This is a genomic window from Trinickia sp. NRRL B-1857 (assembly GCF_050470685.1).
Classification (GTDB): domain Bacteria; phylum Pseudomonadota; class Gammaproteobacteria; order Burkholderiales; family Burkholderiaceae; genus Trinickia.
Genome location: NZ_JBFLUK010000011.1, coordinates 2570413 through 2595776 on the forward strand (window position 1 = coordinate 2570413; position 25364 = coordinate 2595776).

Annotated in this window: 27 protein-coding genes and 1 pseudogene; 16 read left to right on the top strand and 12 right to left on the bottom strand. The window is 60.5% G+C overall.

All coding sequences use genetic code 11. The features are described 5' to 3' along the window. Positions 1 to 4: 4 nt before the first annotated feature. Positions 5 to 116, bottom strand: a pseudogene (locus tag AB1286_RS31810) (ParB/RepB/Spo0J family partition protein); the annotation flags it as partial. Between the two features lie 24 nt (positions 117 to 140). Further along, positions 141 to 803: a ParA family partition ATPase gene (parA, locus tag AB1286_RS31815; protein ID WP_430367159.1), complete on the bottom strand. Its 663-nt coding sequence runs from the start codon at positions 801 to 803 to the stop codon at positions 141 to 143. 818 nt (positions 804 to 1621) lie between these two features. Here parA and arsC point away from each other — a divergent pair. After that, positions 1622 to 1981: an arsenate reductase (glutaredoxin) gene (gene arsC, locus AB1286_RS31820; protein WP_430367160.1), complete on the top strand. Its 360-nt coding sequence runs from the start codon at positions 1622 to 1624 to the stop codon at positions 1979 to 1981. A 286-nt stretch (positions 1982 to 2267) separates the two neighbouring features. Here the strand turns inward: arsC and AB1286_RS31825 are convergent, their stop codons facing one another. Further along, positions 2268 to 2528, bottom strand: coding sequence for a hypothetical protein (locus tag AB1286_RS31825; protein ID WP_430367161.1), 261 nt, complete (start codon positions 2526 to 2528; stop codon positions 2268 to 2270). 93 nt (positions 2529 to 2621) lie between these two features. Then, positions 2622 to 2858: a hypothetical protein gene (locus AB1286_RS31830; protein ID WP_430367162.1), complete on the bottom strand. Its 237-nt coding sequence runs from the start codon at positions 2856 to 2858 to the stop codon at positions 2622 to 2624. A 589-nt stretch (positions 2859 to 3447) separates the two neighbouring features. Here AB1286_RS31830 and AB1286_RS31835 point away from each other — a divergent pair. Further along, positions 3448 to 4005 carry an NADPH-dependent FMN reductase gene (locus AB1286_RS31835; RefSeq protein WP_430367163.1) on the top strand — a complete coding sequence of 186 codons (558 nt, stop codon included), beginning with the start codon at positions 3448 to 3450 and terminating at the stop codon, positions 4003 to 4005. 4 nt (positions 4006 to 4009) lie between these two features. On the opposite strand, the gene AB1286_RS31840 is transcribed toward AB1286_RS31835, so the two are convergent. Further along, the gene (locus AB1286_RS31840; protein WP_430367164.1) at positions 4010 to 4753 is read right to left on the bottom strand and encodes a hypothetical protein; all 744 of its coding nucleotides are present in this window, start codon (positions 4751 to 4753) and stop codon (positions 4010 to 4012) included. Between the two features lie 55 nt (positions 4754 to 4808). Beyond that, positions 4809 to 7070, bottom strand: a complete 2262-nt coding sequence (locus AB1286_RS31845; RefSeq protein ID WP_430367165.1) for an ATP-binding protein — start codon at positions 7068 to 7070, stop codon at positions 4809 to 4811. A gap of 448 nt (positions 7071 to 7518) precedes the next feature. Between AB1286_RS31845 and AB1286_RS31850 the strand changes: the two genes are divergently transcribed. The 9 genes from AB1286_RS31850 to AB1286_RS31890 all read left to right on the top strand — a co-directional run bounded on the left by AB1286_RS31850 (position 7519) and on the right by AB1286_RS31890 (position 15958). After that, entirely contained in the window at positions 7519 to 7887 is a 369-nt protein-coding gene (locus AB1286_RS31850; protein ID WP_430367166.1) for a response regulator, read from the top strand. Next, positions 7880 to 8503, top strand: coding sequence for a chemotaxis protein CheC (locus AB1286_RS31855; protein ID WP_430367167.1), 624 nt, complete (start codon positions 7880 to 7882; stop codon positions 8501 to 8503). The genes AB1286_RS31850 and AB1286_RS31855 overlap by 8 nt, the downstream gene beginning before the upstream one ends. Continuing rightward, entirely contained in the window at positions 8500 to 9441 is a 942-nt protein-coding gene (locus AB1286_RS31860) for a sensor domain-containing diguanylate cyclase (protein WP_430367168.1), read from the top strand. The genes AB1286_RS31855 and AB1286_RS31860 overlap by 4 nt, the downstream gene beginning before the upstream one ends. Positions 9442 to 9663: 222 nt before the next feature. Then, positions 9664 to 10512 (top strand): presqualene diphosphate synthase HpnD, encoded by an 849-nt coding sequence (hpnD, locus tag AB1286_RS31865; protein ID WP_430367169.1) that lies wholly within the window; start codon positions 9664 to 9666, stop codon positions 10510 to 10512. A 146-nt stretch (positions 10513 to 10658) separates the two neighbouring features. Then, positions 10659 to 12623, top strand: coding sequence for a squalene--hopene cyclase (shc, locus tag AB1286_RS31870; RefSeq protein WP_430367383.1), 1965 nt, complete (start codon positions 10659 to 10661; stop codon positions 12621 to 12623). Then, positions 12623 to 13333: a phosphorylase gene (locus AB1286_RS31875; RefSeq protein WP_430367170.1), complete on the top strand. Its 711-nt coding sequence runs from the start codon at positions 12623 to 12625 to the stop codon at positions 13331 to 13333. Before shc ends, AB1286_RS31875 begins: the two co-directional genes overlap by 1 nt. Before the next feature lie 137 nt (positions 13334 to 13470). After that, the gene (locus tag AB1286_RS31880; protein ID WP_430367171.1) at positions 13471 to 14541 is read left to right on the top strand and encodes a Gfo/Idh/MocA family protein; all 1071 of its coding nucleotides are present in this window, start codon (positions 13471 to 13473) and stop codon (positions 14539 to 14541) included. A gap of 121 nt (positions 14542 to 14662) precedes the next feature. Continuing rightward, complete coding sequence (nudK, locus tag AB1286_RS31885) at positions 14663 to 15259, top strand: GDP-mannose pyrophosphatase NudK (protein ID WP_430367172.1); 597 nt, start codon at positions 14663 to 14665, stop codon at positions 15257 to 15259. A 27-nt stretch (positions 15260 to 15286) separates the two neighbouring features. Further along, entirely contained in the window at positions 15287 to 15958 is a 672-nt protein-coding gene (locus tag AB1286_RS31890; protein ID WP_430367173.1) for an HAD family hydrolase, read from the top strand. Between the two features lie 31 nt (positions 15959 to 15989). Here the strand turns inward: AB1286_RS31890 and AB1286_RS31895 are convergent, their stop codons facing one another. Next, positions 15990 to 16253 carry a PAAR domain-containing protein gene (locus tag AB1286_RS31895; RefSeq protein WP_430367174.1) on the bottom strand — a complete coding sequence of 88 codons (264 nt, stop codon included), beginning with the start codon at positions 16251 to 16253 and terminating at the stop codon, positions 15990 to 15992. Between the two features lie 257 nt (positions 16254 to 16510). Between AB1286_RS31895 and AB1286_RS31900 the strand changes: the two genes are divergently transcribed. Further along, positions 16511 to 16693: a hypothetical protein gene (locus tag AB1286_RS31900; RefSeq protein WP_430367175.1), complete on the top strand. Its 183-nt coding sequence runs from the start codon at positions 16511 to 16513 to the stop codon at positions 16691 to 16693. A 4-nt stretch (positions 16694 to 16697) separates the two neighbouring features. Continuing rightward, positions 16698 to 17750 (top strand): glycosyltransferase family 9 protein, encoded by a 1053-nt coding sequence (locus tag AB1286_RS31905; RefSeq protein WP_430367176.1) that lies wholly within the window; start codon positions 16698 to 16700, stop codon positions 17748 to 17750. Between the two features lie 1164 nt (positions 17751 to 18914). On the opposite strand, the gene AB1286_RS31910 is transcribed toward AB1286_RS31905, so the two are convergent. The 5 genes from AB1286_RS31910 to AB1286_RS31930 form a co-directional block, all read right to left on the bottom strand. Then, entirely contained in the window at positions 18915 to 19241 is a 327-nt protein-coding gene (locus AB1286_RS31910; RefSeq protein ID WP_430367177.1) for a DUF7716 domain-containing protein, read from the bottom strand. Positions 19242 to 19890: 649 nt separating this feature from the next. Continuing rightward, entirely contained in the window at positions 19891 to 20226 is a 336-nt protein-coding gene (locus AB1286_RS31915) for a helix-turn-helix domain-containing protein (RefSeq protein ID WP_430367178.1), read from the bottom strand. Beyond that, positions 20223 to 20429: a hypothetical protein gene (locus AB1286_RS31920; RefSeq protein ID WP_430367179.1), complete on the bottom strand. Its 207-nt coding sequence runs from the start codon at positions 20427 to 20429 to the stop codon at positions 20223 to 20225. The genes AB1286_RS31915 and AB1286_RS31920 overlap by 4 nt, the downstream gene beginning before the upstream one ends. Positions 20430 to 20511: 82 nt before the next feature. Next, positions 20512 to 21657 (bottom strand): hypothetical protein, encoded by a 1146-nt coding sequence (locus tag AB1286_RS31925; RefSeq protein WP_430367180.1) that lies wholly within the window; start codon positions 21655 to 21657, stop codon positions 20512 to 20514. 43 nt (positions 21658 to 21700) lie between these two features. Continuing rightward, positions 21701 to 22072, bottom strand: a complete 372-nt coding sequence (locus AB1286_RS31930) for a hypothetical protein (protein WP_430367181.1) — start codon at positions 22070 to 22072, stop codon at positions 21701 to 21703. A gap of 491 nt (positions 22073 to 22563) precedes the next feature. Between AB1286_RS31930 and AB1286_RS31935 the strand changes: the two genes are divergently transcribed. From AB1286_RS31935 to istB, 3 genes are all read left to right on the top strand, one after another. After that, positions 22564 to 22797, top strand: coding sequence for a hypothetical protein (locus tag AB1286_RS31935; RefSeq protein WP_430367182.1), 234 nt, complete (start codon positions 22564 to 22566; stop codon positions 22795 to 22797). A gap of 184 nt (positions 22798 to 22981) precedes the next feature. Beyond that, the gene (gene istA, locus AB1286_RS31940) at positions 22982 to 24505 is read left to right on the top strand and encodes an IS21 family transposase (protein ID WP_430367183.1); all 1524 of its coding nucleotides are present in this window, start codon (positions 22982 to 22984) and stop codon (positions 24503 to 24505) included. A gap of 12 nt (positions 24506 to 24517) precedes the next feature. Then, positions 24518 to 25285, top strand: a complete 768-nt coding sequence (gene istB / locus AB1286_RS31945; RefSeq protein ID WP_430367184.1) for an IS21-like element helper ATPase IstB — start codon at positions 24518 to 24520, stop codon at positions 25283 to 25285. The last annotated feature ends 79 nt before the right edge of the window (positions 25286 to 25364 follow it).

The window sequence follows — 25364 nt, forward strand, 5'->3', positions numbered from 1 at the left end:
CCGTCGTTCTTTACGAGGTCATCGATCGCATTAAGTCGGTCGAGGGCTGTGCGCTTCTCGCTGCTCGTTGTGTCGGGGCGCGCTTGGAAGCCTTTGGCGAATTGGGAGGGTTTCATTCTGGGTCCTTTATGCGCATAAAGTCAGGGGAGCATGGACGCGAGTTCCTCCGCGCAAGCGCGGATCTCCGCGGCGGCCAGCTTCGCGCCGCGGTCATTCATTTGCAATACGGTCTGCCCAAGCGCCATCGCCTGCTTGTAGGCTTCGCGCGTGGGAATTTGGGTCTTAAGTAGCGGGAAGCCGAGGTCTTCCAGCGCGCGCTTCAATTCGCGCGTGAGCATTCGCTTCTCTTCGGTCTTATTCAGCAAAAAGACGGCACGGAGGTCTTCGTTCATCACCTGTGCTTGCTGGACGAGCTTTACCAAGCCGACACTCGACCAGTAGTCCGCCGGGGATGACGAAGTGGGAATGACAGCGATCGAAGCGGCCAGAAGCACGACGCCCGACACCTTTTCGGTGATGGAGGGCGGGCAGTCGACGACGATGACATCGTAGTCGCCGATGAACTTCTTGATCTCGCGATGGATTTGCCCACCCGCTTCCGAGAGGTTCACAACCGGGAAAGGAATGCCCGTATCGCCATCGGCGGACGCGCTGGCCCAATGCACCAGCGTATTTTGACCATCGGCGTCGACGACCAGGACGCGCTTGCCTTTTTCATGAAAAGCCGCGCCGAGATGCATGGCGATCGTGCTTTTACCTACCCCGCCCTTCTGTTGAGTTACCGCGACGATTTCTGCTGCCAATTTTTCGCTCCTTAACAGATCGCAGAATTTTACCTTGTATATTTTTATTTTCAATAATTTCGTCGCGATGACACCACGAATTAGCCATTCGGCCAGGGCTTTATGCGCATAAAGAGGGGTCGCGAAGGGTGCGCGGAGGTGAGCGCATAGAGAGGGGGCGATTGGCTTGTCGGATCGAATGATCCTTTGGGGCGACGGCGCTGATCATCAAGTGAGGCTTGAGTTGCTAGCTACCGACATGACGGCGGTGTGTGAAACCGATCGGTGCCAGCACGATCGATCCGCGACCAAGCGAGCCGCTGCGAAGGATGCTGCTGACAAAGAACGAATCCCGTAGGAGCTGGCAGAACGCGATCGCCTATCGTGGCTACGATTCTTTCCGTTGAGGCGCTTCCAGAGGGAGGCGAGCCGCTGCTCGATTGTTTGCCCCTCGCATATCGATCCTCTTGCGGGCGTGCTGCCAATCGGTTCACGTCTGCGATGCGTGCGGCAGCAGCGCACGCCGTTCACAGCGGGCAAAAGTCGAACTGAGAGGATAGATGCAACGGACCGCCGTCATACGACGGCTGCCGCGACGCTTTGCATCGGCGCTGCGTCCATCCTCTTTATGCGCATAAACATGCCCCCGGACGTGTGTCAAAGCCAGATTCAAATGTCCGGTCGCCAGACTAACCTCCGTCGTTTAAGGAGGCGATCCACCGCCAATGCCGATAACGCTAAGCCATCACGGCAGCCCTCGGGACATATCCTGTGCGTGGACGCCACTCCGCTTTGCCTCGGGCCTAAAATAGCGTTCTTCTCGTAAAGGCGTTACGACTATGATCACTATCTACCACAACCCCCGTTGTTCGAAATCGCGCGGCGCATGTGAGCTCGTCGATAGCCGACTCACACAGTCTGGCGAAGAAGTGAAGATTGTGGAATATCTCAAAGAGCCGCTATCCGTGGAGGACTTGAAGGCACTTCACCAGATGCTTGGCGGCTCCGTGCGCGACATGATCCGCGACAATGAAGCACCGTATAAAGATCTTGGCTTAGCCGATTCGGCTGTCGGTGACGAACAGCTCTACGAAGCCTTGGCCTCGCATCCGATTCTGTTGCAGCGACCGATCGTCGTTCGCAATGGCCGTGCGGTCATCGCGCGTCCTCCTGAAAATGTCGAAGTGTTGTTCGCGTGAGCGAACGAGCCGGCTTCGGCCAGAAACACTTCACGGGAAGAGCGCGTGCATTGCGCTCGACGAAGCTCGTTTAGCGTTGGCTTTCGGTGTCGTGGGCTTCGGTCGAAGCAGACGACACCAATACGGAGCACTCCCGGTCGCCTAAGAATAGACGCAACGCGCACCTCGCCTCTCATCAAGCGTGTTTCTGTTGCGCGGTGTTCATCGGCGTTCGTTGGACAAGCGCTCGAAGAGACCAACGTCCAACGCCGTAGAGGAACAGACAGGCGAGCAACACCGCCTACGGTTACGGTACGTGGTCCTTAATCATCACTGCTTCTAGGCGCGGATATGACTCTACCGCGACAAGATTGACGACGAACAAGCTCGCGACCGAGAGCCGTCCTTGCCAGCTCAGCAGCAACGACATCGGGAAAATCGATTCACCGCCCGCACCCATGACGGCTGCAATGATTGGGGCAAACCGGATCGTAATAATTCGTTGGAAAACAAATAAAGCGTATTGTTCGAACTGCGCAATTTCGTCAATCCAGCAAACGAGAAGCACTCGGGATTAGATAGAAGCCGACCGCGAGCAAAAATAACGGTTGTAGTGCGACTGCGATTGCGTCGAGCCGACACAGCAAAGGGGAGACGGTCTTTATGAACGCTTCTCGATAGCCGGAACGAGTCGATGACCGAGTCGTTGTGTCAGCAACGAACCGGCGTCGGCTCCCGGTTGGGCAAACGGCTCTTGCACGGCGGCCCCTTTCATCTGCGCGGTTACCGCGTCCGCCTCGACATCCTCGATCGCTTGGCAGCGTACTTCGAAGGTCTCACGTCGCGCATGGGATCCTTGCAGTCCCAATCCCGCGTCGGTCAATGCTGTCGATGTCATTCAGGCCGCTCACGTTCGCGCCGCCTGTCGGCCGGCAGCCGCACCCATTGCGCGGCTGTCTCCTGTCGAAAGCGCGCTTGGCTACGGACCGGGCGCGGGCGAGCCGCCGTGTTGCGAACAGATGCCCTTCGCCTCGGCCTTAAACGCACCTTTGTCCATGCTCTTCGTCGCTTCGTCTGCGCAGGCGCGGCCATTGCTCTTGCCGTCGTTTTCAACGGCGTTGGCGATGCATGCCGTGGCGCGTCTTTATGTTCCTGGCGAAAACCGAGGTGATAAGCGCGCCGTCAAGAGCAGCGGTGAAGGCTGTAGGGGCGAGTGCCGGCCTGCATCCGGTCAAAAGCGCCAACAGGATGAGGTCATAAAATCGACACACATGTGTCGATTCGTAACGGGCGGGGATATTGACGAGTTATCCACAGTTTCTGTGGAAAACTTTGTGGAAAGTGTGGCGGGAACCCACGGCCCACAGGGGGTTTAGTGGGATGACGGAAAAACGAGCCGGCAAGGGCAAGCACCGACCGCTATGATGGAGGGCCGAGCCCAAGATATGCGTTTCGGAGCGTCGTTCTCACTCACAGGAGCAAGAACCATGGCATACAAAATCGAAGTCGTCGTCGGCAGCTTGCGCCGCGAATCATTCAATAAGCAACTGGCCCATGCCCTGACCAAACTCGCGAGCGATCAGTTCGAGTTTTCGTTTCTCGACATCGGCACGTTGCCGCTCTATAGCCAAGACTACGACTCGAACTTCCCCGATGTGGCCAAGCAATTGAAAGCGAAGATCGAAGCCGCGGACGGCCTGCTCTTCGTGACGCCCGAATACAACCGCTCGATGCCGGGCGTGCTGAAGAACGCGCTCGATTGGGCTTCGCGGCCCTGGGGGACGAACTCGTGGAAGGATAAGCCGGCCGCGGTCTGCGGGATTTCGATCGGAGCCGGCGGAACGGCGCTCGCTCAACAACACTTGCGCAACGTTCTCGCTTATCTCGATGTGCCCACGCTCGGTCAGCCCGAGATCTTCTTGAAGCACACCGATTCGTTTTTCGACGGCTCCGGCGCAATCGCGAATGAAGATACGCGCAAGTTCCTAACGACTTTCGTGCAACGCTTCGAAGCGTGGGTGCAGCGGCATCACGCCGAGAAGTAATCGCTCACTTCGCCGTCGAATCCGGACCGTCGCCGCGATAGCTTTCTTCATCTTGGAGAAATTCGTCGGGGACGATACTCGGGCGCGGCGGCGGCACGGTTTCCGGCGCTGGAGCCGGAGTTGCCGCGACATGTCCCGCCGTAAAGACGGCGCCCATTCCGGGAGCGGAACCCGCTGCGACGGCCGTGGCAGCCGCCTCCGTTGCGGCACGTTCCGCCGCTGCCTCCGAGGTCGCAGGTGGGGTCGCGCTGTCCCGCGCGTACGTATAAACGGTGCGGTGCGCGGCAGGGGGTGTAGGGACGCTGGATCTGAGCCCCAGCTCCTCGAGGGGCGAATGCGATCGAGTCGCCTCGTCGGCGGGCGGGCTCCACGTCGATGCACGCTCTTCCACATCGAGCGGGCCCATGGCTTCGAGCGTAGTCCGCGTGAGTTGCGCCAGCGCGTCCGTTGCCGCGTCGACGCAGACCATCACAGCCCCGCGGCGAACCGCTTCGGCGTAGTGCGCTCGTTCCCGTTCGCGAGGCTCGCTTTCGAACAACGATTCAAAAAAGCGCTCGATGCTGGCCAGCAACCCCTCGTTTGCTGCCGTGGTCTGCTCGTAGGCCGGCGTGGCATCGGTGGCGTAAGTCGGCTCGCATTTCGCTTTAAGGGTCACATCCGCCGGCGCGAGCCCCGCCGCGAAGAGCGCGTCCCGGGCCGCTTCGGCCTGCGGGTAGGTATCGAAAAACGCAATGACCGTATGCTGCATGATGACCTCCTCGATGCCTGTTGCGATACGGGACGCAAAACTCGCGCCGCGCCGCTCAAGTCGCCTTGCCGTGCGCGTGAGTGCGGTCTTCGCGCTCGCGCCGAATCGTCTGAAGCATGGATTCCAACAAGCCGATATCGAAAGGTTTTGACAGCACGCGCACGTTGACATTCCGTGCCCGCTCGAGTTCCTGCGCATAGCCCGTAATCAAGATCACGGGAAGCGGGTCGGCGAGCGCTTGGGCAGCTTCGGCCAGATCGATGCCGTTGGCGGTGCCCGGCATGTGAATGTCCGAAATCAGAACGTCGAACGGATCGGTCGGCTGCGCCAGCGCTTCCTCGATCAACTTCAACGCAGCATCGGCATTGAATGCGCAGGTCACGCGATGCCCCATCATGCGCAATAGCGCTTCAGTTCCGGCCGCGACTTCGTCGTTGTCCTCCACTAGCAGTACGTGGAGGCCGCCCGAGGGCGAAGCTTCCGCCGGCTGCTGCTGGTGCGGCGCGACCGCCGCGGGCAGGTCGTGGGCGCGCGGCAAATAAAGGCGTACCGTGGTGCCGCTGCCCGGTGCGCTGTCGATGGTTGCGAGTCCGCCGGAGCGGTCGCAAAACGCAAAAACCTGGGGCAGCCCCAAACCGGTGCCCATTCCTTTGGGTTTGGTCGTGAACAGCGGCTCGAACGCATGGGCGAGCACGTCGGCCGGCATTCCCGCTCCCGTATCTTCCAAGGAGATCTGAACGAATTCCCCGGTTAGCGCGAAACCGCCTTCGGGCTCGAGCCGAACGTTCGTCGCGCGTACCGTGAAGCGCCCGCCGTTGGGCATCGCATCGCGCGCGTTGACCGCGACGTTGATGAGCGCGAGTTCGAGCTCCGCGCTATCGACCTCGATCGGCCAAACCTCGCGGCCGATATCGATGACAAGGGCGGCGTTGGCGCCGAGCGACGTGCGCAACAGCTCCCGGCTGGCCGACATCCATCGCGACAGATCGATCGTTTCGCTTCGCAACGGCTGCTTACGCGCGACGCCGAGCAGTTGGCGCGTCAGCGATTGACCGCTTTTCAACGCACGCTCGATGGCTCCGAGTTCGCGATCGATACTCGAGACGCCGCGCCGGCGGGCGATTTGAACGTTCGTCGCGATGATCGTGAGCAAATTGTTGAAGTCGTGTGCGACCGTGCCGACAAGATTGCCCAGTGCCTCCATCTTGCGCGACTGGCGGTAAGCCGATTCGATCGAACGTCGCATCGAAGCCTCGGCTTGCCACCGTTCCCAGGCCTGCTTTTCCGCGGCTAGCCGTTTGAGCGAAAAGGCGAGCACGAACCAAAGGACGATCGACGGCGTGAGCACGGAGGCGGCGAACAGCAGGGCGCGGCGATACCAGGCGGACCAGATCGCCGACTCGCTATACGCGCACGATACGTACACGGGGTAGCTGCCGACTTGGCGATAAGCGACGATCTGCCCTTGGTGCGCCGCTTGCGCACCGGCGGGGCTCGGGAGCCGAAGTACGCCCGAGCGGCCGCCGGCCGCCAATTCGGCGGCGAACCGCGGCGAAACCACGGCCTGCTCGGAGCGCGGCGGATACGATGCCAGCACGGCCCCGTCGGTACGCGTCAGCATCACCGTCATCGCACCTTGCTCATTGCCCAGCAAGTCGCGATAGAACGATTGGAAGTACGAGCGTCGAAGTGCCACGGAAACGAGTCCGGCGAACGCCCCGTTGGCCCCGCGACGTGCGATGCCCGTGTTGAAGACCGCTTCGCCGCTGCCCGCGTGCCAGATCATGACCTTCGAAACATGCTCGAGGATGTGTCCGCCGCGGATGCCGACGAAGTCGTCGCGAGCGGCGATCGAGGCATGCGGCGCCGGATAATATCGGCTGTTAGCCAATAGGAGACCTTCGGGGCCGAAGATCGATACGGAGGCGACTTGCGGATATCCGCCGCCGATACTTTGCAGTTTGTTGTGGATCTCGGCTTCGCGCCCGCGAATGGCGTCGTTATCGAGCCCGCGCACGAGATCGTCGACACGCGCATCGAGCGTCTCGTTCAAGTCGAACACCTTGAGCGCATGTTCCTCGGCAATCCTCACCGTTCGGACGGTGGCATCGGTGGCTGACGCCACGTGGGCCCGGAAGTTCGAGTAAACGACGACCGCGGCGTACACGGCAGGCAGGATGATCGCGGCGGCCAGTAGCGCAATCAACGTGAGGCGCCGGACCGCGAAATCGGGCTCTGGCATCCCCAGCGCCGCCGAATCGTCTTGCCATTGCTCGGGCAAGGCATTCGTCGTGGAGTCATCCAGCCGTCGAGTCATATCCGTAGTTGTCCAATCGGCGAGTCCGCCGTGCAGTCATCATAAGCGAGTTGGTCCGGGACCGGCCTTTTCGTTCGAAGATGCGCCTCTTGACGCGTCCGAACGTTCGCCCTAAAACAGCGACGAAATCCGAAGCGCAAACGTACACAAAAGAAAAATCTGCGCATATTGTCGTTAAGTCGTCAATTTTTTTTCTTCATACCGAAGAAATGAACGGGCTTGCACGATCGTTTGTGAAATTGGAGAGTTGATTTTCCGCTGGTTTGCTCCGAGAATTTCGCTTCATTCTCATGCGACATGATGCGCTCGCTGTAGCGAGCGCTCGCGTGGGCTTTTACCGCTCGCGCTCGCCACCGCCCGTCGACACGCTCCGCTCCCGTTAAAGAAAACGTCCCGAGCCGCCGTTAACGCGATATAGACCGCTTTCGTTTTTCGTCACGCTCTTGCCATGCCTTTGCCGATTGTGATCGCCGATGATTCCCTGCTTGCTCGTAAGGTTCTGACGAAAGCCTTGCCGGCCGAGTGGGACGTCGACATCGCATACGCATCGAACGGACGCGAGGCCCTCGCACTTTACCGCGAGGGGAAGGCCTCGGTGATGTTTCTCGACCTGACGATGCCGGACATGACCGGTTATCAGGTGCTCGAAGCCTTGAAGCACGAGGACTTGAACACCTTCGTGATCGTCGTGTCCGCCGACGTGCAGCCTTTGGCGCAGGAGCGCGTTCGCGCGCTCGGTGCCGTGGCCTTCGTCGCCAAGCCCGTGACCCCAGAGGCAATATTGCCCATCCTGAAGGAGTACGGGTTGTATGCGTGAGAACGTGTTCACCGAAGAGCAGCGCGACGCCTTACAGGAAATCGCCAACTTGGCGATGGGGCAAGCGGCCACGCGCTTGGCTCGCTTGCTCGATACGTTCATCGAACTGTCGGTGCCGCGCGTGCGCGTGGTCGGCGCCGAGGATGCGGCGCAGACGCTGCGCGAAATGACCGGCATCGACGAAAGCGTCACCGCGGTGCGGCAGGGGTTTCGCTCCGACATCAAAGGCGAGGCGCTCGTTATTTGCCGTAGTAGCGGCGTGGGCCATCTGTGCGCGCTCGTGAACGATCCTTACATGCACTCGGCTTACGACACCGTGAGCCAAACGGAGTTGATGTTCGACGTCGCGAACGTGCTGACGGGCGCGTGCGTGTCGTGCATTCTCAATCAACTCGATCGCACGCCGATTTTTTCGCCGCCAGGCATGCTCGGCGAACAGATTTCGCTCGACGATGTCTTCCAAACCGACGTACTCGCTTGGAAGGTGGCCTTATTGCTCGAGGTAAATTTCGCGCTGGAGGACCAAACGTTCCGAGCGCACCTCGTCATGTTGATGGCCGAAGACTCGATTCTTCGGATGAACGAAGCCCTTGACGGGTTGTTGTCCAGCCTATGAACGAAGAGATGGAGCAATCTCTCAGCGATTTAGTGCTCGAACGCGTCGGGTTCGGGATTTTCGTGCTCGACCGAGACATGAACGTCCTGATGTGGAACCGGTTTATGCAGGACCATAGCGGACGATTGGCGGAAACCGTCGTCGGCAAATCGATTTTCGACAGCTTTCCCGAATTGCCGCGCGTCTGGCTCACGCGCAAGGTCGAAAGCGTCTTCCAACTCGGCAGCTTCGCATTCAGCTCATGGGAGCAGCGCCCGTACCTTTTCAAGTTCGATCATGACCGGCCGATTACGGGCGGCGTCGACTTCATGCAGCAAGACTGCACCTTTATGCCGCTAACGCGTGGCCGCGAAGTGGTGGCCGTATGCGTGACCATTTCCGATGTGACCCACGTCAGCGTGATGCAGCGCGAGCGCGAGGAAGCCGTCGAAAAGCTTCAGGAATACGCGAATCTCGACGGCCTGACGGGCATTGCGAACCGGCGCTTCTTCGAAGACCGGCTGCGCGACGAATTCCTGCGCTGGCAGCGTTACGGCGGCGAGCTGTCGGTGCTGCTGTTCGACCTCGATCATTTCAAGGACATCAACGACCGCTTCGGCCATGCCGTGGGCGATACCGTGCTGCGTGTGATGGCGCAGCGCGTGGCGGACGCCGTGCGAGTCCAAGATACGTTCGGGCGGTTCGGCGGCGAGGAATTCGCGCTGCTCTTGCCTTGCACGCCGCTCGCCGACGCGATGATCGTCGCGGAAAAAATTCGTATGACGATCGGCGACACGCCCGTCGAAGCCGAAGGCGTGCGCGTGCCCGTGACGGCGAGCGTGGGCGGCGCGACGGCGCGCCCAGGGTTGCCGAGCTACGAAGTGCTTATCAACGAAGCGGATGCCGCGCTTTACAGTGCGAAACGACAAGGTCGCAACCGGTCCGTCGCGCTAGCCTGAAAGCGCATTCATCGACGCCGACGGGGGTGCCGGTGCGCCCGCATCGGCGCGCGCCGCTGTGGCACCGAATGAAACGTTGGTATACTTTTGCCCGTTTCCGGCTCCCTTGCCGGTGTGCCGCGCCGCTTAGAAGCGGCCCGTGCCCCGAGCGCGCCCGAGCGGCGCGCCGCAAATAGCATCGATTCTCATTCGCCCCGCGAGGGCGCCACAGCGGAGTTCGCCTTGGCCGTATCCAATCTCGTCGCGGACGAAGCAGCACCCGACGCCGCAGCCGTCACGTCGAGCAGCTCGTTCTATCTCGCCATGCGCATCTTGCCGGCCGCGCAGCGCGAGGCGATGTTTCAGATCTACGCGTTTTGCCGCGCCGTCGACGATATCGCCGACAGCGATGCGCCGCGCGCCGAGCGCAGCGCCGGGCTCGAGCGTTGGCGCGCCGATATCGATGCCTGCTACGACGGCGAGCCGCGTCGCGCGCTGATCCCGCTCGCGCGCCAGATTCGCGCGTTCGGGCTGCGCCGCGAAGATTTCCACGCGATGATCGACGGTATGGCCATGGATGCCGCCGCCGACATTTGCGCGCCCGACGAAGCCACGCTCGATCTCTACTGCGATCGCGTCGCGAGCGCCGCCGGCCGCCTATCGGTGAGAGTATTCGGGATGAGTGAGGACGCAGGGCACAAGCTGTCTCACCACCTTGGCCGCGCGCTGCAACTGACGAACATCTTGCGCGACATCGACGAAGACGCCGCGATCAACCGCTGTTATTTGCCGCGCGAGTTGCTGGCGCGCGAAGGCATTGCCGTATCGAACCCGATCGAGATCGCCGACGATCCTTCGCTGCCGCGCGTATGTGCGACGCTGGCGCAAAGAGCGCTCGAACATTTCGCGCAAGCCGACGCGATCATGGATAGCGCCCCGCGCAAAGCCGTGCGGGCGCCGCGCATCATGTCGGGCGTTTACCGTTGCTTGCTCGAGCGCACGCTCGAACGCGGCTTCGATTTGCCGCGTTCGCCCGTCGCGAAGCCCCGCCTGCGGCTGCTTGGAATCGTCGCCCGCTACGCGTTTTTCTAAGCCGCGTACTGTGCTAGCTAGCTAGCCGGCCGGCCGCGCAACTGCGAGCCGGCGAGACCAGACCTATAAGATGAACGACGAAGCCGTGCTTCGTCTCGAACACCATTGAGATGCCGATGAACGACGTTACCGCCCCTTCCGCCATCATGGCGGCCTCGAGCAACGCCGACGCTGCCCAAACGCGGGTCGCGCTCGAAGCCGCGATCGAGCGCGCGACCGACGCCATCCTCGCCGATCAGCGTCCGGACGGGCATTGGGTGTACGAGCTGGAAGCGGATGCCACGATTCCGGCCGAATACATTCTGCTCGTTCATTACCTCGGCGAGACGCCCAATCTCGAGCTCGAGCGCAAGATCGTGCGCTACCTGCGCCGGATTCAGTTGAGCGACGGCGGCTGGCCGCTGTTTACCGACGGCGCGATGGACGTGAGCGCGAGCGTGAAAGCGTACTTCGCATTGAAGATGGCGGGCGAGCGCGAAGACGCCGAGCATATGCAACGGGCGCGGACGGCGATTCTCGGTGCGGGCGGCGCGGAAGCCGTCAACGTTTTCACGCGGATCATGCTGGCACTGTTCGGCGTGGTGCCTTGGAATGCGGTGCCGATGATGCCGGTGGAAATCACGCTGCTGCCGCAATGGTTTCCGTTTCATCTTTCGAAGGTGTCGTACTGGGCGCGCACGGTTATCGTGCCGTTGCTGGTGCTCAATGCGCGCCGGCCCCTCGCGAAAAATCCGCGCGGCGTGCGGATCGACGAACTCTTTCTTGGTGACCCGGCTCGCACGGGCTTGCCGCCGCGCGCGGGACACCAGAGCCGTGGCTGGTTCGGTTTTTTCCGCGTCGTCGATACGGTGCTGCGTGCGGTCGATGGCCTATTTCCGAAGAAGACGCGCGAGCGTGCGATCCGCGCCGCGGTTGCGTTTGTCGACGAGCGCCTGAACGGCGAAGACGGTCTCGGGGCGATTTTCCCGGCGATGGCGAACGCCGTGATGATGTACGACACGCTCGGCTACGGGCCCGACTACCCGAACCGCGCGATCGCCCGGGCATCGGTTGAAAAGCTGCTCGCGATTTCCGACGACGAAGCCTATTGCCAGCCGTGCTTGTCGCCGGTTTGGGACACGTCGCTCGTCGCGCATGCGCTGCTCGAAACCGAAGCGCCGAAGGCCCAAGAGGCGGCGGTGCGCGGCTTGGAATGGCTGCGGCCGTTGCAAGTGCTCGACTTGCGAGGCGATTGGATCTCGCGTCGTCCCGACGTGCGGCCAGGCGGCTGGGCGTTCCAATACGCGAACCCGCATTACCCCGACGTCGACGACACGGCCGTCGTCGCGTTGGCGATGGATCGCGCGGCTGCGCTGACGGGCACGAACGTTTATGGCGAGGCGATCGCGCGAGCACGCGAATGGGTCGTCGGCATGCAAAGCAGCGACGGCGGATGGGGTGCGTTCGAGCCGGAGAACACGCAGTACTACCTGAACAACATCCCGTTCTCGGATCACGGCGCATTGCTCGATCCGCCGACGGCCGACGTTTCCGGCCGTTGCTTGTCGATGCTGGCGCAACTGGGCGAATTGCCCGGCAACAGCGAACCGGCTCGGCGTGCATACGATTACCTGCTTGCCGAACAGGAAGACGACGGTAGCTGGTATGGCCGCTGGGGCATGAACTACGTCTACGGGACATGGACGGCGCTGTGCGCGCTGAACGCGGCCGGTATCGCTCATGACGATGCACGTATCAAACGCGCGGCGCAGTGGCTGATCTCGATCCAGAACGAGGATGGCGGCTGGGGCGAAGACGGCGCAAGCTACAAGCTCGACTATCGCGGGTACGAGAAAGCGATGAGCACGGCGTCGCAGACGGCCTGGGCGCTGCTGGGTTTGATGGCTGCGGGCGCCGTCGATCATCCGGCGGTCGCGCGTGGCGTGGCGTACCTCGTCGCTACGCAGCGCGAGCATGGCTTGTGGGACGAAACGCGTTTCACGGCCACGGGTTTCCCTCGTGTGTTCTACCTGCGCTATCACGGCTACCGTAAGTTCTTCCCGCTGTGGGCGCTCGCGCGTTACCGCAATTTGAAGCGCGATGCTCGCGTGCGCGTCGCGGTCGGCATGTAATGACGGCGGGCGCGGCATTGCCGCTCATCATCGTCACGGGGATGGCGTTCGAAGCGCGCATCGCCCAGGGGCCTGGCGTCGAAGTGGTTTATGCGGCCCGGGCCGACTTGCTCGAACGCGCGTTGGCCCAGGCCTTGGCCCGCGGTGCATCCGGTGTGATGAGTTTCGGCACGGCAGGCGGCTTGGCGCCTGGCATGTTGCCCGGCGCGCTCGTCGTTGCCGACGCGATCGACGGGCCGGCAGGCCGTCGGCCGACCGATGCGGCTTGGCGCGATCGTATCGCCACCGCTCTGCATACTTCGATCCGAACGGCACGCGTCGAATCCGGCCCGATGGCCGCGGTGGCGGCGCCCGTCGTATCCGAGCAGGAGAAAGCGGCATTGCACAGGTCGACGGGAGCACTTGCCGTCGATATGGAGTCGCATATCGCAGCCAAGCAAGCCGACGCGAACGGGTTGCCGTTCGTCGTATGCCGCGCGATCGTCGATCCTGCCTGGCGCACGTTGCCGCCGGCGGCAACGGCGGGCTTGCGCGAGGATGGAACGACGGCGCTCGCGCCGATTTTGCGCGAACTGGCTCGTTCGCCCGGTCAGCTACCGGCGATGATTCGCTTGGCGTTCGATGCGCGCGCCGCTCGCCTATCGCTCGTTGCCGCTCGCGCGGCGCTGCAACGAGCGGGCGCACTAGTCCCTCCGGCCGCTGTCGCCTAGTCGCGGTAGCCGCGAAACTCTCATTTTGCACGACGGAATAACTACTAGATCTAGTAGATTCCAACCCATTCGTATTCCGATAGTCTCTTCGATGGACCTAGCGCGGTCCGCTCGCGCGAATCATTCCGGAGACTACGATGGGCGTGCTCAAAGTTGGCCTGGTCGGCATCGGCGCGCAGATGCAGCAAAACCTGCTTCCCGCCTTGCTGCAAACACCGGACATCGACATCGTCGGTGCATGCGACAGCGAAGCGGCCCGCGTATGCGAAATTCATCGCTTCATTCCCAACATTGCAACGACCGATAGCGTTTCGTCGATGCTCGACAGCATGAGCGTGGACGCGATGGTCATCGCGTGTGAGCCCTACGCGCAGCGCGAAATATCAATGCGTGCGATGCAGCGCGGCATCGGCGTCTTCGTGGAGCGACCGCCTTGCTCGACATTGGGAGAGCTACGTTCGCTCGTGGACATGGCGCGTCAGTGCGGCGTCAGAACCGGCGTCGGCATGAACCTGCGGTTTTCGCGACCTGTGCGGCAGTTGCTTGAACTGGCGATGAGCGAAGCGTTCGGCGATACATCGAGCATTCAATTGACGCACTATGTGCATCAGCCGCATAGCGCATCTTCGGAGCGCGATCGTGCATTGCGTTCGTTCCTGCTGGGGCAAGCGCTTCAAACGATCGATCTGGCGGTGACATTCGGCGGTGGCGAACTCGTCGATGTTCAATCGCGCGTGCAACGCACGGGAGAAGCGCTGATCGTCGAAGCCGAATGCACGTTTTCGTCGGGTGCGATCGCAAGCTTGCTTTTGGGAACGACGCTTCCGCATTTCGAATTCCAAATGAAACTATTCGGTTCGACATCGACGATGGCCGAACTCGACGATCGCGGCAACGTCACCGTGCATGGTGCTCAACCCGGTTCATATTCGGAAAGTACTGCGCAAAGCCCGCTCGATTTCGGCCCTGATCGCGGCGGCTACGAGAGCGAGCTGCATCGATTCTTCGAGGCCTGCCGTACGCGCACGCGCTTCGAGGCGGACTTTCGCAGCCTGCTGGCCACTTATCGGATCGTCGAAGCCATTTGCGAGGCCGATGGTGCGACCGACAGTGCGATCGACAGCGAACGCGACTCCGCCGCCATGGCGGAGAAGGAACGGTACTCGTCGCCGTCGGCCGACGCGGGGCTTGGCCGCTATCCGCATTAATCGTCGCCATCGCGTAAATTGGCGGACGGCGGGAATCGATCCTGCCGTCCGTCCTTCCCTGATACCATCACCACGGTTTTGCCCGGTGCATGGCATGTTTCATCAATAAAGGAGTGAAGCTTTGGCCACGAGCGAGCGTGAAGACGGCCGCGTGCGTATCACGTCGACTGAATTGCTTTCCGATAACTGGTACATCCTGCGCAAACATACTTTCGATTTTTTGCGCAGAGACGGTAAATGGCAAACCTTGACGCGCGAAGTCTATGACCGCGGCAACGGCGCGACGATCCTGCTATACAACACCGAAAAAAAGACGGTCGTCTTGACGCGTCAATTCCGCCTTCCCGCATTCGTGAACGAACACGACGGCATGCTCATCGAAACGTGCGCCGGGCTGCTCGATCGCGACGATGCCGAAACGTGCATCCGCAAAGAAACGGAAGAAGAAACCGGCTACCGCATCGAGAACGTGCGCAAGGTCTTCGAGGCGTTCATGAGCCCCGGTTCGGTTACCGAGCGGCTGTACTTTTTTGTCGGAGAGTATTTCGGCAAAGATAAAGTTGGCGAAGGCGGCGGTGTCGAATCGGACGGCGAGGAAATCGAAGTGCTCGAGATGACGCTCGATGAGGCACTCGCGCGAGTGGACCGCGGCGAGATCATGGACGGCAAAACGATCATGCTTTTGCAGTACGCCAAATTGCATCGGTTGATGGACTAGGCGCTCGCTTCATTACAAGGACATCGCATGTCGCGCAACTTTTCATTGCTGTTCGATTTGGACGGCACGCTTGTGAACACGGACGATTTGCATTTCGGCGCCTTTCAGGTTTTGCTCGGCGAGCTCGGGCGCAGCATCACGCTCGAAACGTATCAGTCGCGCATCATGGGCGCGACGAACGACGTCATCATGCGCGAGTTCTTTCCCGACGTGCCGCAGAGCCGACACCAGCAGTTGGCCGATCGCAAGGAGGCGCTGTTTCGGGCATCTGTGAGTCGGTTGGAACCGACGGCGGGTACGCTGGAACTCTTCGACTGGGCACGCACGCGGGGCGTCGGTATCGCCGTCGTGACGAATGCGCCGCGTGCGAACGCGGAACTGATGCTGGGCGGGCTGGGGTTGGCCGATCGTATCGATGCACTCGTCATCGCCGACGAGTTGGCGCACGGCAAACCTCATCCCTTGCCGTATTTGACTGGGCTCGAACGACTCGGCGGCGACGCTCAGCGCGCCGTTGCATTCGAAGATTCCCTTTCGGGGATTCGCGCCGCCAGCGCCGCGAAAATCTATACGTTCGGGATGCGTACGGCGTTGCCGGCTCAGACGCTGCTTGATGCCGGCGCCAATGACGTCATCGACGATTTCACGGCCGCCTCGTTGTGGCGCATGCTCGATGACGCGGTGCAAACGGTCTCGTAGCAAGGCTGTTGCGCAAAGGCGCAGGCGGTGGTCAGCTTGCGCCGAATCCTTGTACCGTCGATTGCAGCACCGCGCCGCAACTCGTCTTGTGGCCGTCGAACGCGACTGCGCGCCCGTCCACGACGAATTGCGAGTCGCCTTCGACGATCGTGCAATTGTCATGGCCGTTTTCGGGGCACGTGCATTTGTCGCCGACACAGGCGACCGGAATGCCGTCGACTTCGAAATTCGATGCGCCGCTGATCACTTTGCCGCCGTGGCTCGTCGGATCGCCGACGCGAATCACGTTTTTCATTTAGCTTCCCTCGTTCGTGAATTTGTAATGCCGCAATTATACGGAGCCCGAGCGGACGGGCGGCGTGCAAGCTAGCTCGCCGGATCCGAACGTCGAGCCATCCCGTGTCGCGTTCGCGAGACAACGCGCACGGCGATAAGCGCCAAATTCGTGGGGTATTATGCAACGCGCCATGATTCGCGCTAGAGGCCCTGCGCGAGTCTCGATACGACCCAGTTTTGCTCGATGCGCAAATGCCCGGCGAAGATGGCGTATAGATGGCGGGCAAGGTACGATCCGGAGATGGACCTAACCGCGACGTGCCGATCGTCGCGATCAGCGCGTACTTCGGTGAACAGTTGGTTATCGCCGACGTGCCATTATTCACGAAGCACCTGCATAAGCCGGTCCGTAAAACGGGACTGCGCGATGCGTTGATCGATGCGTATTTCAGGACGTAGTGTCATGACGCTATTGGACGACGTCTCTTCTCTAACGCATACAGGGTCTTTGCTGTCGGCGGAAGGGCAGATCACCGCATCGTACGATCTGGAGGAGTCGGATACGGCGATCGGCGGATATCGTGCGCTGTCTACGTTCGGAGGAATACGAAACGCCAATGCATCGGTTGGAACGGTCCGCTACGACGGCGCCACCCGCGTGCATATCATCAACGGGATGGGCGTGACGCTCGGTGATTCGATTGTCGGTCTCACTGCGCTGGCCGCGATCAAGCACCGGTATCCAGACATATTGTTCGCCATCTATCGGCCGAGCCGGACGCCGCTATTCGTCAAGGCGCTTTATCATCTCGCGGCGCCGTTGTTCGGCAAGGTAGTCGAACTCCCCGTGTCGCTCGACGCGTTACCGTCCGACGAGCCCAAAGTCGATATCGGCAATCATCTGTTTTGGCCGAATTTTTCGACCATGCCGATGATCGATTTTTTCTTGTGGGCGCTTGGCCTCGATCCCGCGGATATCCCTTCTCAAGAAAAGCGCAACGCATGGCTCCCGCGATTGGCGCTGCCCGAGCTTGCGCAGGACTGGAAGAACCGTCCTTATGTCTTGCTCGCACCAACGGCTAGCACGCCGGTAAGAAGCATTCCTTCGAGGTACCTTCCTGACATCGTGAATCGGCTGTGGGCGGAATTCGGGCTACCGGTGGTGGGATTTTTTCCGATTGCGCACGAACGCTACATCAACGTTTCGCGTTGCTCCGGCAGCACGGCTTCCTTTCTGGCTTGGGTGCGCAATGCCACGCTTCTCGTGACTTCGGATTCGAGTGCGTTGCATGTGGGTGCGGGCTTCGACGTGCCGACCGCCGCGTTTTTCACGACGATCCCTTCTGGGCTGCGGGCGCGCGACTATCCGAAGTGCGCCGCCATCGATCTACCCGTCCCGGCGCTAATGGGCATGCACGCAAGCGCACGTCCTGAGGATTTGGCTTTAATCGAGCGTGCGTACGCGAGGTTGGCCGAGGTGGATTGGATCGGCGCCTTGCGCGCTCGTGCGACTTAGCTCGTGAGTAATTTCGGAAAGCAGGCGCCTGTGTATTTCTCGAACTTGTTCATGTTTTTCCACCGTTGTTTGTCGGTTGCGACGATTGACCATTCCCTAGGCCAAAAAGGCCGAACATGTGGCCGATTTGGCTGAATGGACCGCCGCCTCAAACCCTTGACGCATAGAGGCCGCTCAACCATAGTGGGTCACTCGTTCGATGCGCTTGGCTGATGTCATGATCGAGTTCTTTTATGCAATTGAGCGGCTCAACGCGCTCCCCTCTATGAGCGCTCATTCGAAGCGGGGTGCAACGTCGGCTTCGTCCGTGCGTTAAGGAGCACGGCTATGGGCGATCAAGCCGCTCTCGACTCGAAGCTTTCAATGGTCTGCGCTCATTGCGATGGGCAAATTTTGCAGCGCGCTGCGTTTTGCCCGCACTGCGGGACGCGGCTAGAGTCGGTTGACGGTCTTCCCTTTACCTCCGCTCACGATCCTGTACCGGCGGCGCGCTTCGAGCCGCCTATGCGGTCATTTGAGGCGACCGATTTCGACGGCGATCTCGACGCACCAGCCGGTTCGCCGGACGCTCCAGCCGACCTGCCTGAGAGCGAGCCGTATCGTCAGTCAACCGCGTCTGCGTACGAAGGTTGGCGACAATGGGGCCGGAAGGGCAAAGTGGGGTTGATCCTCGCATCTTGCGTTGTGCTTTTCGGTGGCCTCACGTTGCTGCATCGCTATGATTGGCCGTCGACCTCATCCTTATCCGAGGACGGGTCGTCCAAATCGATCGACGGTGCGATAGCGGCGGATAACCCGAGTGAATCGAGCTTGAACCGCTCTACGTCGGCTGCGACGGGCCAAGGCGCGCTTGCATCGGCGCCCAGCGTCACGGCGCCGGCTACGGCGACCGCCGATTCTCCGAGGGCGCATTCAAGCAGGGCGGGCGCCGCGCAACGCAGACATTGGGCCCGAGGCAGGACGCGCGAGCACGCCCACGCAAAGCATTGGCACAAGGCATCTCGCGATACGACATACATGCATGTGGATCTGCAACTCGAGCGCTCTCCGATGCGGCAACTGACAAGCGTTGGCTAGTCTAGCGACGACCTTCGCGGTAAGGCCTAAGTCCATGGTGGGTAGCTTACGAGGGGCTCGGCAGAGGAAGTCCTTTCGACCTACAAGTCAGAGCAAGATGAACGCATCGTTCTCATAGTAAAAAGCGAACGCTTCGAACAACTGATCGATCGTCGGCTCACTCACCTGATCACTGGCGTTTTCAACAATGTCTTCGATGGCGTCGCTGTCTAGCGTTACCGTCCAATCGTTGCGCTTTGCCGCCTCGGGGATGCTGTCCTCGTCGTCATCCTTTGTATAAGGCGCAAATGCGCCTTCGGTTTCGAGCGTCCACGGCAAGGCAGGCAGATAGAGCCATCCGGAAAATGCGCTCGGATCCTGGAGGATTCGTCGAATGGTCACTACTTCTTCGGAAGTCAACTTGTCGCCGTTCATTCTTGAAAATTCAATCTTTGAAGCCAATGGTATTCGTGGGTGTCGATGCCGCGGGGGAAGTCGATCTTGTCCTGGGTGACAAGCAGCCCCGGCTGCGATGGTCGCATGATGCTCGTCATAGTGCCAACCTGTCTAAGGGCCGGCGTGCTGCCGCTGACATCTGCGGAGGATCGGTCAATTGCTCGATAGCTTGGTCACGCCAGCTACCAACATATGCTTATGCAGCTCGCAAACGCATTCGTCGTGCCAACCGTAATGCGGATCACGGCACACCGAATGTTGGACTGAAGGGGCAAGCGTTAGCTGCGCAAGATGTAGGTCATCGCGCAGGGCGACAAAGACGGAATTCTTAGCAGGCCAGTCGGCGCGCGTCGGCCCGTCTGTCACGATATTTCCGAGACGTAACTCTGTCCGCAGGATTGCTTCGAGTTCTGGACAGAGCGGCGCGGAACGTTGGCTCATGATCTACTGTTCACCGTTATTGTTATTGTCGGCGGCGTGGTCACGAAGATCGTCATTATGCGACCCCTGTGGCTATGCACCTTCAGCTTTGGAAAACCGGCTGCGTTCTCGGGCCAAGTTGCTAGCCTTCGATCGCATCGGCGTTGGCGTCGACGGCTCGCCGAGCACTGCTGTTCGTTGCGGTTGCTCAACCAACGACTACTTTGACAGGTTTGCCTACGCGCCCAAGCATGTGTACCAGCGTGTCGATCGTGAATTTACTGGTCTTCTTGTTCACCACGTCTGATACACGAGGCCGCGAAACGTGCAATATTTCGGCGGCTTGGACTTGCTTTAGGTGATGCGCTTCGATCCATGAAGCGAGTTCGCCCATAAGCTGCTCTTTGAGTGCCAACGTTTGGTTGATCAGTGCTTGGGACTCGGCGTGATATTGCCGGGCTTCGTCGGCGGAGAAGCCTAGCTCGGCAAAGAGATTCGCGCCTGACTTCGTCACGTGGCGCACACGTGTGTCAACCTTGTTCATGCCTGGTCCTTCCTTTCCCGGACGATGGCGCGGATCTCCCGCACCCCCGAGCCCACCTCGTCAAACGACTTCCAGTCTTCAGGGGCGAGCCCGACCTGAATCCGCCCGAGTTGGAAGCCCGCCTCTCGGCGAGTGGCAGGCGGGAAGGCAAGGATGTCTTCGTACGACGAGCCGACCCAGCGGATTTCCTTTTCACTCTGCATTGTATAATATTTTGTACATGTTCGATATGCTCATATACGTGGGGCCGCTCCACAGACCCTCACGGCCCGGTATCAAATTGACCTATCTCTGTTCCGCCATCATCTTCTTGATCGTTGGAACGTCCCCACACACCACGGCGTCGTATTCTGTCTTTCCGTCTGCTCGTATTTCGCATTTGTCGCCTATCACCCCAGCGGGAATGCAATCAACACAGTGAAGCATGGGAGGTATGAAATAAGCGCCGTTTTGGTGCGCGGTCTGCGCGCTGGCGGTCAACAGATAGCGCCGGTTGTTGCCGTCGAGCTCCATGAAGCGTCGCAGGTCGTCCTGCTTTGCGTCCCAATTGTCGACGTAGAAGAAGACACGGGCATGCTTGGGAGCGGTCGCCAGCACGTCCCGAACGCGTGCCGGAGACAAACTATATGAGTAACCCACGCCCACCCCCGGACGTAAAATTTTGTTTTGATATTTCTGAGCGAATGTCAGGTGGTAGAAACGCGCGGGAACATAGTAGAAGTCGATCTCCTTCACCGTGGCGTCCGTCGCGGGATCACCGGAAAAGTAGATGGTCCTGCCATTCTCTGCCCCATACTTGCGTAATGCCTGTAGCAACGACACGAAGTTTTTAATCGCTTCGGGTTTCGACGAAGCATGGGCAATCACGTTTTCGTGTTCGGGGAAGCCGATCAAGGTGTAACCTCTGTCAATCAGTTCCGTCCCAACGCAGAGGTAGTAATCCCGTGCCGTTGGGTTAGCCAGATCAAGCCATGCGGTGTCGCCAAGGGCTCGCTGTTTGGGATCGATCATGGCTGCGGGGGTAAACTTCTTTGTGCCAAGCCCTCCACCGCAATTTAGCGTTTGAGGCGGAATGGACAGAGAGATCGATTCGTTGACACCGCCGCCCAAAATGGTATGCGGCACGAGTTGATGGAGTTTGCTGGCAATTTTCCCGGCTGAATTGAGGTCCTGCTGGCGAATAGTGCCCCACACGCCGACATAGGCCGAATAGATCATGCCCGGATCGAGGTCGGCAATCGTTTCAAAAACGTGCTTCTGATCCGTGACACTAAATAAACTCATCCGCGTGCTGACCACACCTTTTGCGATAGCTTCATCTAGCGTATAGACGCTCATCTGAACTGGAGCAGACGTCTTCTCCTGGGCCATGGCCAATGCAGTCACACCACCCAGCAAGAAAGCCAGGGTTAGAATTGTTATCAGCTTCATGTCTGAGGTGCTCTCCGCGATTTGGACGTTTGAGCGTAACTCTTTACGAACCAATGTACTTATATTGCAGATTCAGCTTATCGCTCGCTCCCCTCAATTCGACGTGCAAAATCGGCTCCTCGGCCTTCCCGTTCACCCAAAGTACGCATTCCGCCCCCCACGATTGACCGTCGTCCATCTCGAATAGATCAACGTATGGCTTCTCCCCTCTCTGGCCGGAAAAGGCCACCTCGATGGGCGCGAGCCTGATGTCGGGCTTCCGTCCGAAGTAGTCATCGAGGGACTCGCATATCTCGTCGAGAATCGGCTCTGTGACCCCGAACCTCGACTCCAGTGTCCTTCCGTCCATCGAGTTCAGCGCGTCAAGGAATTCGGAGATCACCTTGTACACAGGATCATTCAGTGATGTATTCATCTCAGCCTCATTCGTTTCGATGGAGTGGTTGTACCAGAACCGGCATTTGCGCTGATGCTAGAAAAATAGACTCTCGCGCGCAGGACCGCGCACTTGGCTGCCTTGGAACTGAGTCCTGCGGCCTTCAATGAGTTGTAGGCTACTACCGTTTCAATACCTAATGTGCCGGCAAGAGACGCGTTGTCCTGAGTCCGATTCGCACGGTAATGGCGCGTTCCGTGGCTAGTACCGTCGGCATTCCGGCCCTGTAGGCTGATCGCCGTGGCATCGTTGTCGCTGTAGTTCGGTAGACCATTAACCGCAGCGTCTTGGTAAATATGGTGGGAATCTTGCCGGCCTCCGATCTGATTCAGGTCTCCGTGTCTGCCGGTCACACGCACCGGCGCGAGTCGATAGGAGAGGGAAGGAAGGTATGCAGTAAGAGCGCGGGCCGCATGGGCGGCAACCCATTCCGCCCGCTGACCACAACCAACTCGAGCAAGGAGTTGTTCATGGCTAAGGCCAATCATAAAACACGTTCGGCAGCAGTCGAAGAGCCGATTACTTTCCAAGTGCCGCTGCAAGGCTCGGCGGAACTGCCAAGCGGGTCGAACAAGCCGTTCATCCCTTGGATGCAGGTCACCGACGCGCTGCTCGGCCACCTCGGCTTTATGCCTGGCGAGCACGCCCATTTCTCCGTTGACTACGCCAAGCGGCACATCTTCATCCGGCAGGCTTTCGACTGACCGTCGCTTCAATGACTGCGTATTTCGGACGAACGTGACCGGCCGTTTCGGGATTGTGACCGACGATTTCGGCAACGTGACCGGTCATTTCGGGAACGTGACCGAGCGGACCGGAGGGCAGGATTGGCGTTGCGCATGACATCAATCACGCGGGCTATGCTCGCCGGCTTTGGCCGGAGAGAACATGCCCGCGCACCGGATGAACATGCGCATGATCAAGGACGTTTTACGACTTAAATTCGACGGTGGCTTCTCGCACGATCGGATCGCCGCGTCGCTGGGCATTTCCAAAGGCGTGGTCACGAAGTACGTCGGACTGGCGGGCGCCGCCGGGCTGGACTGGGCAAGTGCCTGCGACATGGACGAAGGCGAGCTCGAGCGGCGGCTGCTCGGCAAGCCCACGGGGCCAGCGGCCTATGCCCAGCCCGATTACGGGCGCATCCATCAGGAACTGCGCCGCAAAGGTGTGACGCTGACGCTGCTGTGGGAGGAATACCAGGCCGAGTTCGCCAACCGGCAAACCTACAGGTACACGCAGTTCTGCGAGCACTACAAGGCGTTCACGAAGCGATTAAAGCGCTCGATGCGCCAGATCCACCGCGCCGGCGAGAAGCTGTTCGTCGACTTCGCCGGCCCCACCTTGCCGCTGACCACCGGACGACGCGCTCACGTGTTCGTGGCCGCCATGGGCGCATCGAGCTACACGTTCGCCTGCGCGACGCCGGCCGAGACGATGGAGGACTGGCTGGGTGGCATTGCGCGCGCACTGACCTTCTATGGCGGCGTGCCGCAACTGATCGTGCCGGATAACCCGCGTGCAATGATCGCCGATCCCGACCGCTATGAACCTCGCGCTGGCGACACCGTGCTGGACTTCGCGCGGCATTACGGCACCTCGTTTCTACCTGCACGCGTGTATCGCCCACAGGACAAACCGAAGGTAGAAGTCGCGGTCCAAGTCGTCGAGCGTTGGATCATGGCGCGCCTGCGTCATCACCGATTCGCCTCGGTCCAGTCGGTCGACGACGCCATTCGGCCGTTGCTCAAGAACCTGAACGAGCGCCCGTTCCAGAAACTGCCCGGATGTCGTGCGAGCGCATTCGCCGACCTAGACGCGCCGGCATTGCAACCGTTGCCCGTGCAGCCCTATGAATTAGCACGCTTTAAGACGGTCACCGTCCACATCGACTATCACGTCGAGATCAACAAACACCGCTACAGCGTGCCGCACGCGCTGGTCGGTCTGAAGCTTGATGCGCGCATTACGGCGGGCGCTGTCGAGCTATTGCATCGCGGCCGTCGCGTTGCCAGTCATGCTCGCAACGATCGCGCGGGTGGCTACACCACCGTCGTCGAGCACATGCCGGCGGCGCACCGCGCTCATCTCGAATGGACACCGCAGCGGCTCATTCATTGGGGGCAGCAGATCGGGGCGGCCACCGGCGTGCTCGTCACTCGACTACTGCAAGAGCAACGCCACCCGGAGCACGGCTATCGGGCGTGTCTCGGATTGCTCTCGCTGTCTCGTCGCTATGGCCGCGAGCGCCTCGAAGCGGCGTGTGCGCTCGCGTTGGAACTGGGCGTGCATCGCTACCGCCATGTACGCGACATCTTGATCAATAACCGCGATCGCGCCGCGGCGGCAACGCCTGCCGACTGGGTCAGCCCAAGCCACGCGCACGTGCGTGGCCCCAGCTATTACCAATAACGAGAACCCGCCATGATGATGCAACAGACACTGACGCAACTGCGCGCCCTCAAGCTTGACGGCTTCGCCGACGGCCTTGAAGAACAACTGACACAGCCCGGCTCGGCCAGCCTGAGCTTCGAGGAACGATTCTCGCTGCTGGTCGACCGAGAAGCCAGTTGGCGCGACGATCGACGCCGCACACGCCTGCTCAAACAAGCACGCTTGAAGTATCCGCAGGCTGCCATCGAAGACCTGGACACCCGCGCTGGCCGAGGCGTGGACTCTCGCTCGCTCATGAGCCTCGCTCTCGGCGATTGGGTCGAAGCTGGTTACAGCCTGCTCATTAGCGGCCCGACAGGCGCTGGCAAATCGTGGCTCGCCTGCGCGCTCGCCCAATACGCCTGCCGGCGCGGGCACTCGGCGTTGTATCTGCGCGTGCCGCGCCTGAGCGAGGAACTGCGAGTGCTGCACGGCAACTGCGGCTTCACCAAATGGTTGCTACAAGTGGCCCGCGTTGATGTGCTCCTGCTGGACGATTGGGGAATGGCTCCCCTTGACGCGACGGTTCGAAACGATCTGCTCGAGATGATCGATGACCGCGCCGCAGGCAAGGCCACCATCGTCACAAGCCAGCTACCGATTGAACACTGGCATGGCTGGATCGGCGACGAAACCATTGCCGACGCGATGCTCGATCGCCTCATGCAGCGTCATCATCGGATCACGCTCACCGGCGAATCGCTCAGAAAAGCGGCCCTCAAACCCAACACTCCGGAGCCCGAACTCGACCAAAACTGACAAGGAAATCTACAATCGACACCGCGCAACGCCAAAACCCGCCGAATCGGTCACGTTCCCGAAATCGGCGGTCACGTTC

Coding starts and splice junctions, on each gene's coding strand:
- arsC (WP_430367160.1), top strand. CDS start 1,622: ATGATCACTATCTACCACAACCCCCGTTGTTCGAAATCGCGCGGCGCA.
- AB1286_RS31830 (WP_430367162.1), bottom strand. CDS start 2,858: ATGACATCGACAGCATTGACCGACGCGGGATTGGGACTGCAAGGATCC.
- AB1286_RS31835 (WP_430367163.1), top strand. CDS start 3,448: ATGGCATACAAAATCGAAGTCGTCGTCGGCAGCTTGCGCCGCGAATCA.
- AB1286_RS31840 (WP_430367164.1), bottom strand. CDS start 4,753: ATGCAGCATACGGTCATTGCGTTTTTCGATACCTACCCGCAGGCCGAA.
- AB1286_RS31845 (WP_430367165.1), bottom strand. CDS start 7,070: ATGACTCGACGGCTGGATGACTCCACGACGAATGCCTTGCCCGAGCAA.
- AB1286_RS31850 (WP_430367166.1), top strand. CDS start 7,519: ATGCCTTTGCCGATTGTGATCGCCGATGATTCCCTGCTTGCTCGTAAG.
- AB1286_RS31855 (WP_430367167.1), top strand. CDS start 7,880: ATGCGTGAGAACGTGTTCACCGAAGAGCAGCGCGACGCCTTACAGGAA.
- AB1286_RS31860 (WP_430367168.1), top strand. CDS start 8,500: ATGAACGAAGAGATGGAGCAATCTCTCAGCGATTTAGTGCTCGAACGC.
- shc (WP_430367383.1), top strand. CDS start 10,659: ATGGCGGCCTCGAGCAACGCCGACGCTGCCCAAACGCGGGTCGCGCTC.
- AB1286_RS31875 (WP_430367170.1), top strand. CDS start 12,623: ATGACGGCGGGCGCGGCATTGCCGCTCATCATCGTCACGGGGATGGCG.
- AB1286_RS31880 (WP_430367171.1), top strand. CDS start 13,471: ATGGGCGTGCTCAAAGTTGGCCTGGTCGGCATCGGCGCGCAGATGCAG.
- AB1286_RS31890 (WP_430367173.1), top strand. CDS start 15,287: ATGTCGCGCAACTTTTCATTGCTGTTCGATTTGGACGGCACGCTTGTG.
- AB1286_RS31895 (WP_430367174.1), bottom strand. CDS start 16,253: ATGAAAAACGTGATTCGCGTCGGCGATCCGACGAGCCACGGCGGCAAA.
- AB1286_RS31900 (WP_430367175.1), top strand. CDS start 16,511: ATGGCGGGCAAGGTACGATCCGGAGATGGACCTAACCGCGACGTGCCG.
- AB1286_RS31905 (WP_430367176.1), top strand. CDS start 16,698: ATGACGCTATTGGACGACGTCTCTTCTCTAACGCATACAGGGTCTTTG.
- AB1286_RS31910 (WP_430367177.1), bottom strand. CDS start 19,241: ATGAACGGCGACAAGTTGACTTCCGAAGAAGTAGTGACCATTCGACGA.
- AB1286_RS31915 (WP_430367178.1), bottom strand. CDS start 20,226: ATGAACAAGGTTGACACACGTGTGCGCCACGTGACGAAGTCAGGCGCG.
- AB1286_RS31920 (WP_430367179.1), bottom strand. CDS start 20,429: ATGCAGAGTGAAAAGGAAATCCGCTGGGTCGGCTCGTCGTACGAAGAC.
- AB1286_RS31925 (WP_430367180.1), bottom strand. CDS start 21,657: ATGAAGCTGATAACAATTCTAACCCTGGCTTTCTTGCTGGGTGGTGTG.
- AB1286_RS31930 (WP_430367181.1), bottom strand. CDS start 22,072: ATGAATACATCACTGAATGATCCTGTGTACAAGGTGATCTCCGAATTC.
- AB1286_RS31935 (WP_430367182.1), top strand. CDS start 22,564: ATGGCTAAGGCCAATCATAAAACACGTTCGGCAGCAGTCGAAGAGCCG.
- istA (WP_430367183.1), top strand. CDS start 22,982: ATGCCCGCGCACCGGATGAACATGCGCATGATCAAGGACGTTTTACGA.
- istB (WP_430367184.1), top strand. CDS start 24,518: ATGATGATGCAACAGACACTGACGCAACTGCGCGCCCTCAAGCTTGAC.